This window comes from Trebonia sp., assembly GCF_030042015.1.
GTDB lineage: Bacteria > Actinomycetota > Actinomycetes > Streptosporangiales > Streptosporangiaceae > Trebonia.
This window is the reverse complement of record NZ_JASIAL010000193.1, coordinates 1-16,857: the sequence shown is the minus strand read 5'-3', so window position 1 is coordinate 16,857 and position 16,857 is coordinate 1. Positions and strand designations below refer to the sequence as shown.

Sequence of the window (16,857 nt, the reverse complement as noted above, 5' to 3'; positions counted from 1 at the left end):
CGAGTTCCTGTTCGACCAGCTCTCGCTCGACTACAACGCCACGATCCCGGCCAAGGACCACAGCGCGAGCGACCCGTATTTCTACAACTGGGACGCCACCGTGCCCGGCTCGACCTCCACCGCGCCGACCACGATCAAGCCCAAGGCGGGATGCGCGTCCACCACCCGGCCGAACGGCGGTAACGCCGGCCTCAAGGCGCTGGACGCGAACACGCTCGACGGCACGACCGGCGACTACTGCGTCGACTTCGCGCGCACCTCAAGCGGCAGGTCGTCCAGCTCGCCGAAACTGGGCCCGGGCGGCGTCGAATACGTGGCGCTGGCCGAGGACGCGGTCACCTACGCCACCAGGGACACCGGCGCCACCAAGACGGTCCCGGCCACCTACGCGCCCAAGAGCCTGACCGCCGCGCAGCTGAAGGCCATCTTCCTGTGCACCGACACCAACTGGAAGCAGGTCGGCGGCCCCAACGAGCCGATCAAGGCGTACCTGCCCCAGGCTGAGGCCGCCACGACCACGTTCTGGCTCAAGGCGCTGGGGATTACCGAGCCCGGCAGCTGCGTGAACCAGTCCCTGGAGCAGAACCAGGGCCTGTCGAAGCAGTTCAACAGCCCCGACGCGATCTTCATCTACTCGGTCGCCGACTGGATCGCCCAGAAGTACCACTCCGCCGCCTGCGGCGCCAAGCCGACCAAGACCCAGAACGAGTTCGGCTGCAACCAGATCGGCTACCTGGGCCTGAACAAGATCGACGGCGTCTCCCCGGTCACCACCGCCAAGGTGCCGACGATCAACACGGGCTTCAAGAGCACCGGCTTCACCCGGACGATCTATGACATCGTCCGCTACTCGGCCACGACCCCCGACCACATCCCCGCGTACCTGGAGCGGTTCTTCGGCAGCGCGCACGCCAAGGTGAAGGGCTACCTGTGCGCGAACGCCACGGCGGCCGCCGCGATCAGGGACTACGGGTTCCTCACGATCTCAACCTGCGGAGTCGGCTCCTGAGCGGCCGAAGGCATTAACGCGGAAAGACTGTGCCCCCCGCCGCCCGCGGGGGGCACAGTTGCGCATAGAGTGATGTACGCCTATGAAGATCGTATAAATAGGGATTGTTCACGCTTTGTTCATCTTCTGGTCAATAAATATACACCGCCGCGCATCACGCTTGACCAGCCCGTCAGGAAACATGGACAAACGGTGGCAATGTAAGGAAGGAGCGGGGGGATATCGGCATGCCCTCTGAGGGACCTACACCGATGATCCCGGCGGTCCCAGAAGACAGCCCGCGGGTCATCGTGGCGCGGCCGTCCACGGGCGACAAGATCTTTCGCGGCATACTGCGCGCGTGCGGGCTGTCTGTCTTCGTGATCACCGGGCTGATCCTGGTGTTCCTGATCATCCGCGCCCTCAAGGCCTTCAAGTTCATGGGCTTCGGGTTCCTGACCACGCAGTCCTGGATAGTCGGCAGCCCCCAGCACTTCGGCATCGCCGCGATCCTGCCGTTCGGCGTGCTGATCGCGCTGATCGCGATGGTCATCGCCGTACCGATCGGGGTCGGCGTCGCCCTGTACATCTCGGAGTACGCCCCGCGGCGGCTGCAGCGGCCGCTGATCTCGGTGGTCGACCTGATGGCCGCGATCCCGAGCATCATCTACGGGCTGTGGGGGCTGCTGTTCCTCGAGCCGCGGATCCTCGGCTTCGAGAGCTGGCTCGGGCGGCACGTGGGCTGGGTCCCCGTCTTCAGCTTCCAGCTCTCCCCCTCGCTGTCGTCGAACTACGCCAACTCCACCTTCATCGCAGGCGTGGTGGTGTCGCTGATGGTCATCCCGATCATCACGTCGCTGTCCAGGCAGGTGTTCTCGCAGGCCCCGCAGGGCGAGCGGGAGGGCGCGTACGCGCTCGGCTCGACCCGCTGGGGGATGATCCGCTCGGTCGTGCTGCCGTTCGGCCGGGGCGGTGTGATCGGGGCGACCATGCTGGGCCTGGGGCGGGCGCTCGGCGAAACGATCGCGGTCACGCTGATCATCGTGCCGGCCTTCCACTTCAACTACCACGTGCTGGAGTCCGGCGGCAACTCGATCGCGGCCACGATCGCGCTTGACTTCTCCTCGTTCCCCGATGCCGGCTCCATGGGGCTGTCCGCCCTGATGGCCGCCGGGCTCGTGCTCTTCGCGATGACCCTGATCGTCAACATGCTGGGCGCGGTCGTGATCGGCCGCTCCCGGTCCGGAATTTCGACTGGCTAGGTGATGGCTACCGAGACGACCACAGCGCAGGGGGCGGCGACCGAACCCCCCGGCCCCGATGTGCCGCTGCGGATCCGCCGGACATCGGCGGAAGGCGCGCTCACCGTGCTCGGCAGCGCCGGCGCCGCCCTCGCGCTTGACTGGGTGCTGTACGAGCGGGTGCTGCCGTTCACCGGGGTGCTGGGCTTCTGGGTGTGCTGGTACGTGCTGTTCCTCGTGCTGTACGGTGCACTGGCCGCCCTGCAGTGGGACCGGATGTCGGTCAGGGACAGGGTCGTGCAGGTAACCCTGACCACGGTCGGCGTGCTCGCCACCGCCATCGTGGTCGACCAGGTCGGCTACACGCTCGTCCGCGGCTTCACCGCGGTCAAGAACCTGTCGTTCTTCACCCAGTCGATGGCGGACGAGGGGCCGCTCAGCGCGCAGGACGTCGGCGGCGTGGGGCATGCGCTGGTGGGCACCGTCGAGCAGATCGGGCTGGCGACGGTGTTCGCGGTCCCGCTCGGCATCATGGCGGCGGTGTTCCTCTCCGAGATCGGCGGGCGGGCGGCCCGTCCCGTGCGCACGCTTGTCGACGCGATGACCGCGCTGCCCGACATCATCTCCGGCCTGTTCGTGCTTGCCTTCGTCGTCCTCACGCTCGGCGTGCCGAAGTGCGGCTTCGCCGCCGCCCTCGCGCTGGCCATCACCATGCTGCCGATCGTGACCAGGGCGTCGGAGGCCATGCTGCGCATCGTCCCGGGAACGCTGCGGGAGGCGTCGTACGCGCTGGGCGGCAGCCAGTGGCGCACGGTGCTGAACGTCGTCCTGCCGACCGCCAGGTCCGGCCTGTCCACCGCGGTCGTGCTGGCCATGGCCCGGGGCATCGGCGAGACCGCGCCTGTGCTGCTCGTGGCCGGCTACGCGCGCGGCTTCAACTACAACCCGTTCGCCAACTGGCAGACCAGCCTGCCGCTCTACATCTATTACGAGATCCAGCTTCCCGAGGTGACGGAGAAGATCCGCGCCTTCGGCGGCGGCTTCGCGCTCGTGATCCTCGTGCTCATCCTGTTCGCGATCGCCCGCCGGATCGGCGGCGCGGCGCCGGGCGAGCTGAGCAGGCGGCAGCGTCGCCAGATCGAACGGGAAATGGCGCGCGCGCGCGTCGCGGCGGAAAGGATGAGATCATGAGACGGCTGCTGGCCCTCGGGGTTGCCGCCGGCCTGGCGATCATCGTCGCGGCACCGGGCGCGGCGCTGGCAGCGGGCAGCCCGTCGCCTTCCCCCTCCCCGACGGCCACATCGTCCGCTTCCCCCTCCCCGACACCCACGCCAACCTCGTCGGCAACGGCAACCCCGTCGCCAACCCCGTCGCCCTCTCCGACTCCGACCAAGACCAAGACCCCGCCGAAAAAGCCGCCGCAGAAAAAGCCCGCGAAGAAGCCGGCGCCTAAGGCGCCCGGCCCCGACGGCGTCACCGTGACCGGGCCGCACATGTACATCCCTGGCTCGAAGGACTCGCACTACAAGGACGCGAGCACCGTGACCGTCAGCCAGACCAGGAACCTGGTCAACCAGATGGTGCAGGTGAGCTGGACCGGGTTCACGCCGAGCAGCGTGCCGACCTACGACCAGACCTCCACCGACTACCCGGTCATGGTCGCGCAGTGCCAGGGTACCGACCCGACCAGCCCCAACCAGTGCTACGACGCGACCAACGGCGGCGTGCCCGCGTCCTTCGGCGCGGACGGGCCGGGCAACACGGCCTACGCCACGACCACCGCGGCCGGCGCGGGCGAGACGGACATCCTGCTGTTCACCGAGGTGCAGAACCAGTGGCTCGGCTGCGACCCGACCCATCCCTGCTCGCTCGTCATCGTGCCGAGCCAGGGCGGCAACAGCCTCACCGACGCCAAGCCCGTCTGCGGCGACCACACCCAGGACAGCCAGGCCATGGACCTCGGGCAGTACGCGTTCACCTCGATAACGAGCCCGGCGTACACGCCGAACGGGCTCTGCTCGTGGGAGAAGCGGATCGTCGTCCCGCTGTACTTCGCGCCGACGCCGGACGGCTGCCCGCTGCGGAACGCGGACTTCACCGCCGGCGGCTCGCCGATGCTCGCCGACGCGATGGAGCAGTGGCAGTCCGGGTTCTGCTTCGACTCCGACTCGGTCGAGATCCAGTACAACGCCTCGATCAACGAGAGCGAGGCCCGCGAGGCCTTCGCGACGGGCCTGGACGACGTCGCGTTCACGACCGAGCCGATCACCGGGCCGACCGACCATCCCTACACCTACGCGCCGGTCGCCGTGTCCGCGGCCTCGGTCGTGTACTGGGTGGACAACCAGGACACAGGCCAGCCGATCACGGGCATCAAGCTGGATCCGCGGCTGGTCGCCAAGCTGCTGACGACCTCCTACGCTTTCACCAACGACGCGTGCCCAGGATCGGCGAGCGGCCCGTTCGGCTGCGACAACGCGGTCGACGGCAACCCGGTGAACCTGTACGCGGACCCGGAGTTCCAGCAGCTGAATCCGGGGGTCTCGCAGCTCGCGTCGCAGCCGTCCGGGTACGAGATCCCCTTGGTGGTCTCCGGCGACAGCGACATGACCTGGACGGTCACGAGCTGGATCGCCGCCAACAAGGCCGCGGCCGAATTCCTCGCCGGGCAGTTCGACCCGTGGGGGATGCACGTCAACACCTACTACCTGGGGCTGCGGTACCCGACGCAGGCGTTCTTGCCGATGGACCCGTACCTGCCGGTGTCCACGCAGTACAGCCCGGTCTATCCGCTGGCCACGGTGAGCGAGGACCAGGCCCTGAACCAGCCGCCCGGCACGATGGACACCAGGGACCCCACCACCGGCAACTTCGACACGCTGTCGCCTGAGATCCCCGGCGACCGGGACCTGTGGGCGGTCGACGACGAGGCGGACGCCGCCCGGTTCCTGTTCCCGACGGCGGCGCTCGAGAACCCGGCAGGCAAGTACGTCCAGCCGACGATGGCGTCGATGGCCGCCGCGGTCAAGGACATGACCAAGACGTCGGCCGGCACGCTGACGGTCAACGAGGACAGCAAGGACCCGGCGGAATACCCGCTGACGATGGTGATCTACGCGGTCGTGCCGACCGGCGGGATCTCCAAGACCAAGGCCGCCAAGATCGCCGCGTTCCTCGACGACGTGGCCACCCAGGGCCAGGTGTCCGGCAGCGCCCCCGGCGAGCTCGCCCCTGGCTACCTGCCGCTGCCTGCGTCGCTGCGCGCGCAGACGCTCAAGGCCGCCTACGATGTGCTGCACCAGACGGGCAACCCCAAGCCGGCCCCGTCGACGTCGCCTTCGCCCAAGCCGTCGCCGACGAAGCCGGCGACGCCCAAGCCGTCGAGCACCGCCAGCGCCCACTCGGTCGCGGTCTCGTTCAGCAGCGCGGACGGCACCGGGATGTCCTGGGTCGTGCTTGCGCTGCTCCTCGCCGGGGTGGTGTTCCTCGTCGCAGGGCCGGCCGCCCTGATCATCGGCAGCCCGGGAGCGCGCGCCGCGCTCGGCGCAGGCGCCCGCCGCATCGGGCGGCCGGGCAACCGCACGGGCGGCCGGTCCGGCCGCGGCATGACAGTCCGCCTTAAACCCATCGCCAGCAGCAGGCCCAGACCGGGCCCGTCCCGTCCCCCACGGCGGAGGAACTCATGATCAGGTATCCGGCCCGCCGGGGCCCAGTACTGGCGGGCATCACCGTCCTGGTCGCGGCCGTGGCCGTGCTGGGCAGGGCCGCCCCCGCGGAAGCAGGCAGCTACACGACGATCTCCGGCTCCGGGTCGTCCTGGGCCTCGGTGGCGATCGACCAGTGGGCCGAGGACGTGGAACCCGACGGCCTGACCGTCAACTTCAACCCGGACGGATCGGCCGCCGGCCGGGGCGACTACATGCAGGGCAGCCAGGTCGACTTCGCGGCCTCGGACCCGCCGTTCCGCAACGGCGAGGACGAACTCGCCGGCACCGGCGCGGAGGTCCCCGAGTGGGGTTATTCCTACGTGCCCGACGTCGGCGGCGGCACGGCCTTCATGTACAACCTCGTCGTCGGCGGCCATCAGATCACCAACCTGCGGCTGTCCGGCCAGACGCTCATGGAGATCTTCACCGGCCAGATCACCAACTGGGACGCCCCGCAGATCACCAAGGACTACGGCACGCAGCTGCCCAACATCCCGATCACCCCGGTGATCCGCTCCGACGGGTCCGGCGCGAGCTACTTCTTCACCCGGTGGATGGCGCACGAGTTCCCGCAGCAGTGGAACGCGTTCTGCGAGAAGGTCCACCCGGGCATCAAGCTGCCCTGCCCGCAGACGGAGTTCTACCCGCAGTTCGGGGACGCCAAGGCGGAGAACGGCTCCAACAACGTGGCCACGTACATCACCTCGAGCTACGGCCTGGGCTCGATCGGCTACGACGAGTACGCCTACGCGCTGAACGCGCACTGGCCGGTCGTCTACCTGGAGAACCCGGCCGGCTACTACGTGCTCCCGTCGGCGTCCAACGTCGCCGTGGCGCTCACCCAGGCCCAGATCAACGAGGACTCGACCAGCCCCAACTTCCTGCAGCAGAACCTGGACAACGTCTACACCTACACCGATCCGCGCAGCTACCCGCTGTCCAGCTACAGCTACCTGATCGTGCCGCGAGTAGGGAGCAAGATCCCGCCGATATTCACCGACGCGGACGGCGCGTCGCTGAGCACGTTCATCAACTTCTACCTGTGCGCCGGGCAGAAACAGGCGGCCGCGCTCGGCTACTCCCCGCTGCCGGTCAACCTCGTCAGCGGCGCCTTCCTGCAGGTCAACAAGATCCCGGGAACCGTGGGAGCGCCGAACATCGACCAGTACGCCTCCTGCGAGAACCCGACGTTCATCAACGGCAAGAACATCCTGCTGACGACCGCCCAGCAGCCGTACTCATGCCAGAAGGCCGGCGTGCCGCTCGCCGAGTGGGACAGCTGCACGGCCGACGGAGTCCCGGCCACCGGCTCGAGCAACGGCACCGTCAACGTGACGAGCAAGACCAGCCCCGGGGGCGCCGGGAGCGGGAGCACCGGCGCCGGGAGCACCGGCGCGGGGAGCACGGGCAGCGGTAGTACCGGATCCGGGAGCACGGGCGCCGGCAGCACGGGCACGGGCGGCTCGACCGTGGCCACGAACACCGACATCACCGGCTCGGTGATCAACCTCCCGGGCAGCGGGGCGGACCGCATCCTGCTCGCCGTGGTCACCGCGCTCGGCGTGGCCGTGGCGGTCGCGGCGCCGCCGTCGGTGGCCGCTTACCTGCGCCGCAGGCGGACCGGCGCGCGGTGACCACCGAGGCCGTCAAGGCACCGGGCACAGTGGCGCCGCAGGCGCCTCCGGGCCAGCCGGAGGAAGGGGGGAGCAAGCCGCGCCCCCCTGGCGGCGCCCTCCGCTCCGCGGGGGTGACGCTGACCCTGCTGGCGGTGGTGATCCTCGGCTTCGTCGGTTTCCTGTACTTCCTGTCAGGAGTGCAGGAGGCCAGGGCGCAGACCACGCTGTACGCGGAACTGCAGTCCCAGCTGGGCCAGGCGACCGCGCCGACCGGCCCGACCACGGCGGGCGCCCCGGTCGCGCTGCTCGACATCCCGGCCATCGGCATCTCGAACATGGTCGTCGTGGAGGGCACCAGCCCGGAGAACCTGACGCTCGGCCCGGGCCACCTGCGGGACACCCCGCTGCCCGGGCAGGGCGGGATCTCGGTGATCTTCGGACGGCGGGCGACGTACGGCGCCCCGTTCAGCGACGTTCCGCTGCTGCGGCCGGGCGACCTGATCACGACGATCGCCAGCGAGGGCCAGGCCCGCTATGAGGTGATCGCGGTGTCCGACAGCAGCAAGCCGGTCCCGTTCACCGATTACCCGAACCAGCTCCTGCTGGTCACCGGCGACTCGCGGATCGCGCCGGCACACTACATCGAGGTCGAGGCGAAGCTGCTCACCACCCCGCAGGCGGAGCCTGGCGGCCTGCCGGCGATCGGCGCCTCCGAGGTCGCGCTCGGCCGCGACTTCTACGCGCTGATCCCGTCGATGGCCTGGGCGATCGCGCTGGCGGCCGCGGCGCTTGCCGGCAGCCTCGCCGCGGCCCGCTGGGCCCGCTGGCCCGCCTGGCTGGTCACGGTCCCCGTCGTGCTCGCGATCCTCTGGAACCTGTACGAGAGCCTGTCCGCCCTCCTCCCCAACCTGTACTGAGGCCCCAGATGACTGAAATCGCATTCCCGCACACGCAGCCGCTGGATTCCCCCCTGGTCGGGCTCGAGGCGCGCAGGGTCTCCGCCTGGTTCGGCAGGCACAAGGTCCTGCAGCAGGTGTCGCTTGAGATGGCACCAGGCACGGTGACGGCGCTGATCGGCCCGTCCGGCTGCGGCAAGTCGACGTTCCTGCGGATCCTCAACCGGATGCACGAGATGATCCCGGGCGCGGCGCTGTCCGGCGAGGTCCTGCTGGCCGGGCAGGACATCTACCACCCGAGCCAGCGGCCGCAGCAGGTCCGCCGCCGGATCGGCATGGTGTTCCAGAAGCCCAACCCGTTCCCCACGATGTCGATCTACGACAACGTGGTCGCGGGCCTCAAGCTGGCCGGCATCAGGGTCCGCGACAAGGACTCGCTCGTCGAGTCCTGCCTGCTCCGGGCGGGCCTGTGGGACGAGGTCAGGCGCCGCCTGTCCACCCCTGGCGGGTCGCTGTCCGGCGGGCAGCAGCAGCGGCTGTGCATCGCCAGGTCGCTGGCCGTCTCCCCGGACGTGCTGCTGATGGACGAGCCGTGCTCCGCGCTCGACCCGACCTCAACGCGCCGCGTCGAGGAGACGATCGCCGAGGTCTCCTCCCAGGTCACGATCGTGATCGTCACCCACAACATGCAGCAGGCCCAGCGCGTGTCGCACTACTGCGCGTTCTTCCTGGCCGCCGAGGGCACCCCCGGCGGCATCGTCGAGGCCGGCCCGACCGAGCAGGTATTCGAGGACCCGCAGGACCCGCGCACCGCCGACTACGTGCACGGCCGCTTCGGCTGATCGCCCATAGTCAGCCAGAACGAGCCGGGCCGGCTGCCCAGCGCAAGCCTGGCGCGGAAAACTGGCCTGCCGGGCTGGCGATCGCCATCGCGGCCGTGGACGCGCTGCCGTGGAGCGGGGCGGACCCGCAGCTCCTCGACGAGCTCGGCTCGCGCGGCTGGCCGACGGGCGCACTGTGATCCGGTGCCGCTGATCATCCTGGAGGCCCTCCCGGCCGACGGCTGGGTGCCACGCTGGACGCCGCACGCCATCGCCGACACCGAAGAGCTGATCTGGGCTGCCCGCCTGCTCGGCCTCCCGCCGCCGGAGTCCGCGGGCGGGGACACGCGGCGGCAGTTGCCATGGCCGCGGCAGACGGCCGGGATCGTTCGGGATAAGGAAAGCGGGCGAGCGGAACGGACGGACAGCGCGGAGCGGCGCGATCCCGGCGCGGCGCGGCACTGTCTGGCTGGCGGGGTCTGGTGCGATCTCCCGCGCTCGTTTTACGGTGAACCTCAGGCGCATCTGCGACGGCAAGGAGGCCGTGTATGAAGATCAGCGTGAACGTCGACGGCGTGCGTTACGACGACGACGTCGAACCCCGGGTGCTGCTCGTGCATTATCTGCGAGAGCAGGCTGGGAGGACCGGCACACCCATCGGCTGCGACACCTCCAACTGCGGCGCGTGCACGGTCTTGATGAACGGCCGGTCGGTGAAAAGCTGCGCGGTGCTCGCCGTGCAGGCCGACGGGGCCGAGATCACCACGATCCAGGGGCTGGCGAACGGGGAGCTGCACCCGCTGCAGCGGGCCTTCCACGAAGAGCACGCGCTGCAGTGCGGCTACTGCACGCCCGGCATGATCATGGCCGCGGCTGACCTGCTGCGCGACAACCCGCACCCGACCGAGGAAGAGGTCAGGGACGGGCTGGAGGGGAACCTGTGCCGCTGCACCGGGTACCAGAACATCGTCAGGGCCGTGCTGAAGGCCGCCGGGAGCGCGGGGGTGCCGGCATGACCACGCAGACCGCCGCGCCCGAGGTCGGCAAGGCCCGCGCCCGCAAGGAAGACGCCCGCCTGATCACCGGCCAGACCAACTGGACCGACAACATCACGCTGCCCGGCCAGGTGTACATCGCGTTCGCGCGCAGCCCGTACGCGCACGCGCGGATCACGGCCGTGGACCTGTCGGCCGCCCGGGAGGCGCCCGGCGTGGTCGCCGTGTTCTCCGGCGCGGACCTGGCCGCCGAACAGGGCAGCCTGCCGTGCGCGTGGCCCGTCACGCCCGACATCGTGATACCCGCGCACCCGCCGATGGCGGTCGACACCGTGCGGTACGCCGGCGAGATCGTCGCCGCCGTGGTCGCCAGGGACCGGTATGCCGCCGCCGACGCGGTGGAGCTGGTCGATGTCAGCTACGACCCGCTCGAGCCGGTGCTCGACATGGAGGCCGCGCTGCGGCCGGATTCGCCGCGGGTCCACGAGGCCGGCAACAAGTCCTACACGTGGACGCTCGAGAACGGCGACCTGGACGGCGCGTTCCGCGACGCCCCTGTCGTGCTCGAGCGCACCTACCGGCAGCAGCGGCTGATCCCGTGCGCGATCGAGCCCCGCGCGGTGGTCTGCGCGCCGGTCGGCGACGAGTACACGATGTGGTCGGCGACGCAGATCCCGCACGTGCTGCGGCTGATGCTCGCGCTCGTCACCGGCATCGGCGAGCAGAACCTGCGGGTGATCGCGCCGGATGTCGGCGGCGGCTTCGGCTCCAAGCTGCAGGTGACGGCCGAGGAGGTGCTCGCGCTGCTGTTCGCCCGCAGGCTCGGCCGGCCGGTGAAGTGGACCGAGTCCCGGTCGGAGGGCAACGTGGCCGTGCACCACGGCCGGGACCAGATCCAGCGGATCAGGCTGGCCGCTGACGCCGACGGGCGGCTGCGCGGGCTGTCCGTCGACCTGCTCGCGGACATGGGGGCGTACCTGATGCTGGTGACCCCGGGTGTTCCGCTGCTCGGGGCGTTCATGTACAACGCGATCTACAAGATGGACGCCTACCGGTTCAACTGCACCGGGGTATTCACCACCAAGACGCCCACCGACGCCTACCGCGGCGCCGGGCGGCCCGAGGCGACCTACGCGATCGAGCACATCATCGACGACCTGGCCGCGTCGCTGGGCGTGGACCCGCTCGAGCTGCGCGAGCGGAACTGGATCAGGCACGAGGAGTTCCCGTACACCACGATCTCCGGGCTGACCTACGACTCGGGCAACTACGAGGCGGCGACCGCGCAGGCGCGCGCGCTGTTCGGCTATGACGACCTGCGGGCCGAGCAGGCGTCGCGGAACGCGTCCGGCTCGCCGGTGCGGCTCGGCATCGGGATCTCGACGTTCACCGAGATGTGCGGGCTCGCGCCGTCGCGCGTCCTCGGCTCGCTGTCGTACGCGGCAGGCGGCTGGGAGTACGCCTCGATCCGGATGCTGCCGACCGGCAAGGTCGAGGTGGTCACCGGGACGAGCGCGCACGGCCAGGGCCACGAGACCGCGTGGTCGCAGATCGTCGCGGACCAGCTCGGCGTGCCGTTCGAGGACATTCGCGTGCTGCACGGCGACACCCAGGTCGCGCCCAAGGGCATGGACACCTACGGGTCGCGGTCGCTCGCGGTCGGCGGCACGGCGCTGGTGGAGGCCTGCGGCAAGGTCAGGGAGAAGGCCCGGGTCATCGCGGCCGGCATGCTGGAGGTCGCGCCCTCCGACCTGGAATGGGATTCCGGGCGGTGGTCGGTGCGCGGCGACCCGGAGCAGGGCAAGACGATCGGGGAGATCGCGTTCGCCGCGTTCGCGGCGCACTCGCTGCCCGACGGGGTGGAGCCGTCGCTGGACTCCGACGCGACGTACGACCCGGACAACTTCTCGTTCCCGCACGGCACGCACCTGTGCGCGGTCGAGGTGGACACCGAGACAGGAGCCGTGCGGATCCGCTCCTACGTCGCGGTCGACGACGTCGGCGTCGTGGTGAACCCGCAGATCGTCGAGGGGCAAGTGCACGGCGGGATCGCGCAGGGCATCGCCCAGGCGCTGTACGAGGAGGCCGCCTACGACTCCTCGGGCAACCTGGTGACGGCGACGCTGGCAGACTACCTGCTGCCTTCAGCGGCGGATCTGCCGTCGTTCGTGACCGCGCGCACCACCACGCCCTCCACGGGCAACCCGCTCGGCGTGAAGGGGGTCGGCGAGGCCGGCACGATCGCGTCCACGCCGGCTGTCGTGAACGCGATCATCGACGCTCTGCGGCCGTTCGGGGTCAGTGACGTGCCGATGCCATGCACTCCAGAACGGGTGTGGCGGGCCATCAGTTCCGGCGGCGGTGCTGCTGGCGGTCCCGGCGGCAGTGCTGGGCGCGGTTCCGGCGGTTCCGGCGGCGGTGCTGGCGGCGGTTCGGAAGGAGCGGGCCGATGATCCCGGCGAGGTTTGACTACGTGCGGCCTTCGTCCGTGGACGAGGCGGTCCGGGCGCTGGCCTCCGGCGGCGACGACACCAAGGTGATCGCGGGCGGGCAGTCGCTGCTGCCGCTGCTGCGGATGCGGCTCGCCCGCCCTGACAAGCTCGTCGACCTCGGCGGGCTCGACGCGCTGCGGGGCGTCCGCGACGCCGGCGACGCGCTGGAGATCGGCGCGCTGACCACGTACTACGAGCTCACCCGCGACTGGCTGGTCAGGGAGCACTGCGGGTTGCTCGCGCAGGCCGCGGCGACGATCGCCGACCCGGCGGTGCGGCACCGCGGCACGTTCGGCGGCGGGCTGGCGCACGCCGACCCGGCCGGGGACATGCCCGCCGTCGTCACTGCGCTCGACGCGACGCTGGTGGCACACGGGCCGTCAGGGTCGCGGGAGATCAGCCCGGCCGACTTCTTCTCCGACTTCTTTACGACGTCGCTGTCGCCCGGAGAGATCCTCACGTCGGTCCGGGTGCCGAAGCTCGAAGGCTGGGGCTACCGGTACGAGAAGTTCAACGTCACGGCGCAGGCCTGGGCGCTGGTCGGGGTCGCCGCCGTCGCGCGGCGGGCCGACGGGCATGTCGCCGAGGCCAGGGTCGGGCTCACCAACATGGGCTCGGTCCCGGTCAGGGCGCTGGCCGTGGAGGCGGCGGCAGCCGGCGCGGAGGCGTCGGCGGCGGGGCTGGCAGCGGCGGCGGCGCACGCCGGCGAAGGCGCCGACCCGCCTAGCGACCTGCGGGCCGCGGCCGACTACCGGCGGCATCTGGCCCGGGTCCTCACGGGCCGGGCGCTGGCCGCGGCGGCGGGCGCGTCCTGACCCTGGTGTCGTCGGGGACGGCTTGCTGAGGTCGCCCAATCGGCGCTCTGGCGGCGCCGCCGGGCCGGGGACCCGCGTTCGCGGGTTCCCCGGCCCGGCCGGTGTTTGACCCGTCGCGGAGGCGGGACAAGCCTGGCGCATACAATCTCCAACGAATACCTAATCAGCGAGAAAGTAGCGTCGTAATGGCCATCGAGCTCGACAACTCATTCACCGTTCCCGTGCCGCCTGAGCAAGCCTGGGATGTCCTGCTCGACGTGGAGCGGATCGCGCCGTGCATGCCCGGTGCCAGCGTCACCTCGGTCGACGGAGATGAGATCGCCGGCCAGGTCAAGGTCAAATTGGGTCCGCTGTCGCTGAGCTACAAGGGGACCGCCAAGTTCACCGAGAAGGACCAGGCCAACCACACGATCGCGATCGAGGCTTCCGGAAAGGAGACCCGCGGCGCGGGCACCGCGTCCGCGACCGTGCACGCCGGCCTCAAGCCGGCCGACTCCGACGGCCACACGCTGGTGTCCATGCACACCTCGCTGAACGTCACGGGCCGCCCCGCCCAGTTCGGGCGCAGCCTGCTGCCCGAGGTCAGCGGCAAGCTCATCGCGCAGTTCGCCGCGAACTTGGAGGCCCTGATCGACGCCTCCGTGACGGGCGTGCCTGCCGAGGGCGCCGCACCGGCGGAAGGCGCCGCACCGGCCGAGGCCGCGGCCGGCGCGGGCACCCGCGGCGGCGCCGGTGCCGGCGAGTCTGGTGCGGGAGCGGCGGTCGCCGCCGTGCCCACGCAGCCCGCGGTGGCGCTTCCGCAGCAGGAGGACTCGCTCAACCTGATCAAGCTGGTCGGCGGGCCGATCCTCAAGCGGGTCATCCCGGTCGCCGCGGCGGCCGTCCTGCTCGCCATCCTCGGCCGCCGGGTGCGCCGGCTGGTCAGGCGCGCCAAGTCCTGACGGCGGTCCTGGACGTCCGTCCTGACAGCATCCCGACGCCCGCCCGCCGGATGTCGCCGGATGTCGCCGGATGTCGCGGAGAGCCTACCTGGCCGCGGGGATGAAGATCCTGCCCTGCACGCCGCCGAAGTCAATGAGCATCGGTCGCACGCCGACGCGCTGACTGGGCACGACCTGCTTCGGGCCTTCGCCCTCGGGGGCGACGGTCCAGGTGCTGTCGGTCATGTTCCGCAGGACCACGCGCCCGGGCCGCCCAGGATGTGCCTCGACGACGGCGCAGGTCGTGCGGTAGCCGCGGTCCCGGGTGAGGTGGTGGCTGGTCACCACGGCGCCCTGGGACAGGACGAGCGTGCCTCCAGGGGCCTCGAGCACGGGCAGAGTGGGCAAGACCCCACGGCAGTCCCAGCAGCGCTGTCTCGGCTGCTCTGGATCGTAGAATGCCTCGGCCTGGCAGCCAGCGCACATTGACACGCTGTCATGCAGGCCGACCAGCATGCGCCGCCACGATCCCTCCTTGACCCGGCCGTAGAGAGACGCGTCATGCAGTCCGGTGGTGAAGGCCTGGGTGAACAGCCGGCGGCACTGCGCGGTGTAGATCGGCCACCAGACGTTGACCTGGCTTTCCGGGAGCGGGCGGTTGGAGCGATCGTCTGGGTCGAAGACGAACAGCGGCTGCAGGCCGAAGTTCCGCAGCGTGAGCTCGGTCTCCGACATGTGGTTGCCGTCCCACGTGTAGGTCGAGTCGGTCCGCTCGCCGAGCAGCGGATGGCCGTGCATCAGCAGGTAGAAGAGCAGCACGGCCAGCGAGTACAGGTCGCTGGTCGTAGACGGGTGCACCTCGTCGCGCAGCACTTCCGGCGCCATGAACGGCCCCGTGCCCTTGACGAGCGCGTCTCCCCCGTCGGTGCCGACGTTGTCGACGTCGATGATCGCCACCTCGCAGGCCACGGGATCGACGCGCAGGTTTCCGAAGCTGATGTCCCGGTAGCACAATCCGGACGAGTGCAGCACCGCGAACGCGTCGACGAGTTCGCGGCCGATCGTGGCGACGACCCGGAACGACGGCTGCATCTTCTCGTTCAGCAGGTGCGCGAGCGACATGAACCGCCGGTCCAGCAGCGGCATCACGTAACCGAAGCCTGGCAGCTGATCCGAGCTGACGAGGTCGATCGGCCACATGAAGGCAGGGTGCGGCGGGCGGCCGCGCTGGATCAGTCCGGTGATCGACTTACGCATGTCCTCGCTGCCCGGCCCGGGGCGGTACCACTTCACCGCGAATGGCGCGCCGTTGAGCCTGGCACGGTGCACGACGCCCTGGCCGCCTTCGCCGATCCGGTTCTCCACCGTGACCAGCGAATGCCCGCGTTCCATCCGCAGCGTCTGCCCAGGCTGTATCAGGGCGTCCATCCCGCTTAGTCCCCCTCGTGGTTCTGCTGCTGGCCGCCGTCAGCTGCCCCGCTGGCGGGCACCGATCCGGTGGGCGCGGCGGTGGTGGGCGCCGCCGTGGGCGCCGGGCTGGCGGGCGCCGGACTGGAAGCCGCCTCGTGGCTCGGCGCCGCCGTGGTCTTAGTCTGTCGCCCTCGCTGGCTCGGCGAAGCGGAGGAGCTGGCCGCTTTCCTGACGGGCGCCTGGGTGCGCCCGGCCGGCGGCGCAGCCGGGTGGCCTGGCGATGGCCGCGTCATGAGCACGGTCACCGCCGCGGCGAGCGCGCCGCACACCACGACCGCGACCAGGACGCCGATCCAACGCCGGCGAGCGGAGCCGCGACCGGCGTGTCCCGCCCCGGAGCGGGGCCGCGAGCGGGCCGGCGCGGGCCCGCCGGACAGCTGTCCGCCGGACTGTGCGATCGGGTCCGCCGCCGCGGACGGCACGGTCGGTGCCGACGCCGCGGACGGCACGGTCGGTACGGGCGTCGTGGACGGCACAGTGGGGACGCGCCTGGCAGTTGGCGGTGCCGTCGCCAGTCGGGCTCGTTCGCGCCGCGCGAGCGTGGCGAGCTCAGCGTAATCAGGGGACAGGAGCAGCGCGATCGTCACGTCGTCGCCGCTGCCGTCCGCCGACGCGCAGCGCTCCGCCCAGGACGGGACCTGGGCCGCGAACCAGTCAAGGTCGTGCGTGGCGGCCAGCGCGGCGAGATCGCCGGCGACTTCCGGCTGCCAGTTCTCGGCCGTCTGCGCGTTGCCGTACCCGTCCGTCGCAAGCAGCAGCGCAAGCAGCGGGTCCGCGCGCAGGTCAAGCGCGCAGGTACGGAAGTCATCCTCGGCGTCCGGCTGGCACAGGCTTGTCGTGTGCTGGCCGTCGAGCCTGCTGTCTCCCGGCACCGGGGACAAGGCCGTCCCGTCCGG

Annotated in this window: 13 protein-coding genes and 1 pseudogene; 12 read left to right on the top strand and 2 right to left on the bottom strand. The window is 70.6% G+C overall.

The features are described from left to right. From Q1N79_RS09905 to Q1N79_RS09850, 12 genes are all read left to right on the top strand, one after another. Positions 1-1,009: substrate-binding domain-containing protein (locus Q1N79_RS09905; protein ID WP_300607206.1), on the top strand; the 1,009-nt coding region annotated here is incomplete at its 5' end. A 251-nt stretch (positions 1,010-1,260) separates the two neighbouring features. Further along, a complete protein-coding gene (gene pstC, locus Q1N79_RS09900) occupies positions 1,261-2,250 on the top strand; it encodes a phosphate ABC transporter permease subunit PstC (RefSeq protein WP_300607203.1) in 990 nt (329 codons plus the stop codon). A gap of 3 nt (positions 2,251-2,253) precedes the next feature. Continuing rightward, positions 2,254-3,420, top strand: coding sequence for a phosphate ABC transporter permease PstA (pstA, locus tag Q1N79_RS09895; protein WP_300607200.1), 1,167 nt, complete (start codon positions 2,254-2,256; stop codon positions 3,418-3,420). Then, positions 3,417-5,915 carry a hypothetical protein gene (locus Q1N79_RS09890; protein WP_300607198.1) on the top strand — a complete coding sequence of 833 codons (2,499 nt, stop codon included), beginning with the start codon at positions 3,417-3,419 and terminating at the stop codon, positions 5,913-5,915. The genes pstA and Q1N79_RS09890 overlap by 4 nt, the downstream gene beginning before the upstream one ends. Continuing rightward, on the top strand, positions 5,912-7,570 hold the full coding sequence (locus Q1N79_RS09885; RefSeq protein WP_300607196.1) for a substrate-binding domain-containing protein: 1,659 nt from the start codon (positions 5,912-5,914) through the stop codon (positions 7,568-7,570). Before Q1N79_RS09890 ends, Q1N79_RS09885 begins: the two co-directional genes overlap by 4 nt. Continuing rightward, on the top strand, positions 7,567-8,469 hold the full coding sequence (locus Q1N79_RS09880; protein ID WP_300607194.1) for a sortase: 903 nt from the start codon (positions 7,567-7,569) through the stop codon (positions 8,467-8,469). The genes Q1N79_RS09885 and Q1N79_RS09880 overlap by 4 nt, the downstream gene beginning before the upstream one ends. Before the next feature lie 8 nt (positions 8,470-8,477). Then, positions 8,478-9,290, top strand: coding sequence for a phosphate ABC transporter ATP-binding protein (locus tag Q1N79_RS09875; protein ID WP_300607191.1), 813 nt, complete (start codon positions 8,478-8,480; stop codon positions 9,288-9,290). A 183-nt stretch (positions 9,291-9,473) separates the two neighbouring features. Continuing rightward, the gene (locus tag Q1N79_RS09870; protein ID WP_300607188.1) at positions 9,474-9,821 is read left to right on the top strand and encodes a hypothetical protein; all 348 of its coding nucleotides are present in this window, start codon (positions 9,474-9,476) and stop codon (positions 9,819-9,821) included. Then, positions 9,818-10,285, top strand: coding sequence for a (2Fe-2S)-binding protein (locus Q1N79_RS09865; protein WP_300607186.1), 468 nt, complete (start codon positions 9,818-9,820; stop codon positions 10,283-10,285). The genes Q1N79_RS09870 and Q1N79_RS09865 overlap by 4 nt, the downstream gene beginning before the upstream one ends. Then, a complete protein-coding gene (locus Q1N79_RS09860) occupies positions 10,282-12,717 on the top strand; it encodes a xanthine dehydrogenase family protein molybdopterin-binding subunit (RefSeq protein ID WP_300607184.1) in 2,436 nt (811 codons plus the stop codon). The genes Q1N79_RS09865 and Q1N79_RS09860 overlap by 4 nt, the downstream gene beginning before the upstream one ends. Further along, positions 12,714-13,571 (top strand): xanthine dehydrogenase family protein subunit M, encoded by an 858-nt coding sequence (locus Q1N79_RS09855; RefSeq protein ID WP_300607181.1) that lies wholly within the window; start codon positions 12,714-12,716, stop codon positions 13,569-13,571. The genes Q1N79_RS09860 and Q1N79_RS09855 overlap by 4 nt, the downstream gene beginning before the upstream one ends. A 185-nt stretch (positions 13,572-13,756) precedes the next feature. Next, on the top strand, positions 13,757-14,512 hold the full coding sequence (locus Q1N79_RS09850; RefSeq protein ID WP_300607178.1) for an SRPBCC family protein: 756 nt from the start codon (positions 13,757-13,759) through the stop codon (positions 14,510-14,512). An 84-nt stretch (positions 14,513-14,596) separates the two neighbouring features. On the opposite strand, the gene Q1N79_RS09845 is transcribed toward Q1N79_RS09850, so the two are convergent. Next, positions 14,597-15,919 carry a hypothetical protein gene (locus tag Q1N79_RS09845; protein WP_300607174.1) on the bottom strand — a complete coding sequence of 441 codons (1,323 nt, stop codon included), beginning with the start codon at positions 15,917-15,919 and terminating at the stop codon, positions 14,597-14,599. Between the two features lie 5 nt (positions 15,920-15,924). Next, positions 15,925-16,857: pseudogene (locus Q1N79_RS09840) on the bottom strand (hypothetical protein); the annotation flags it as partial.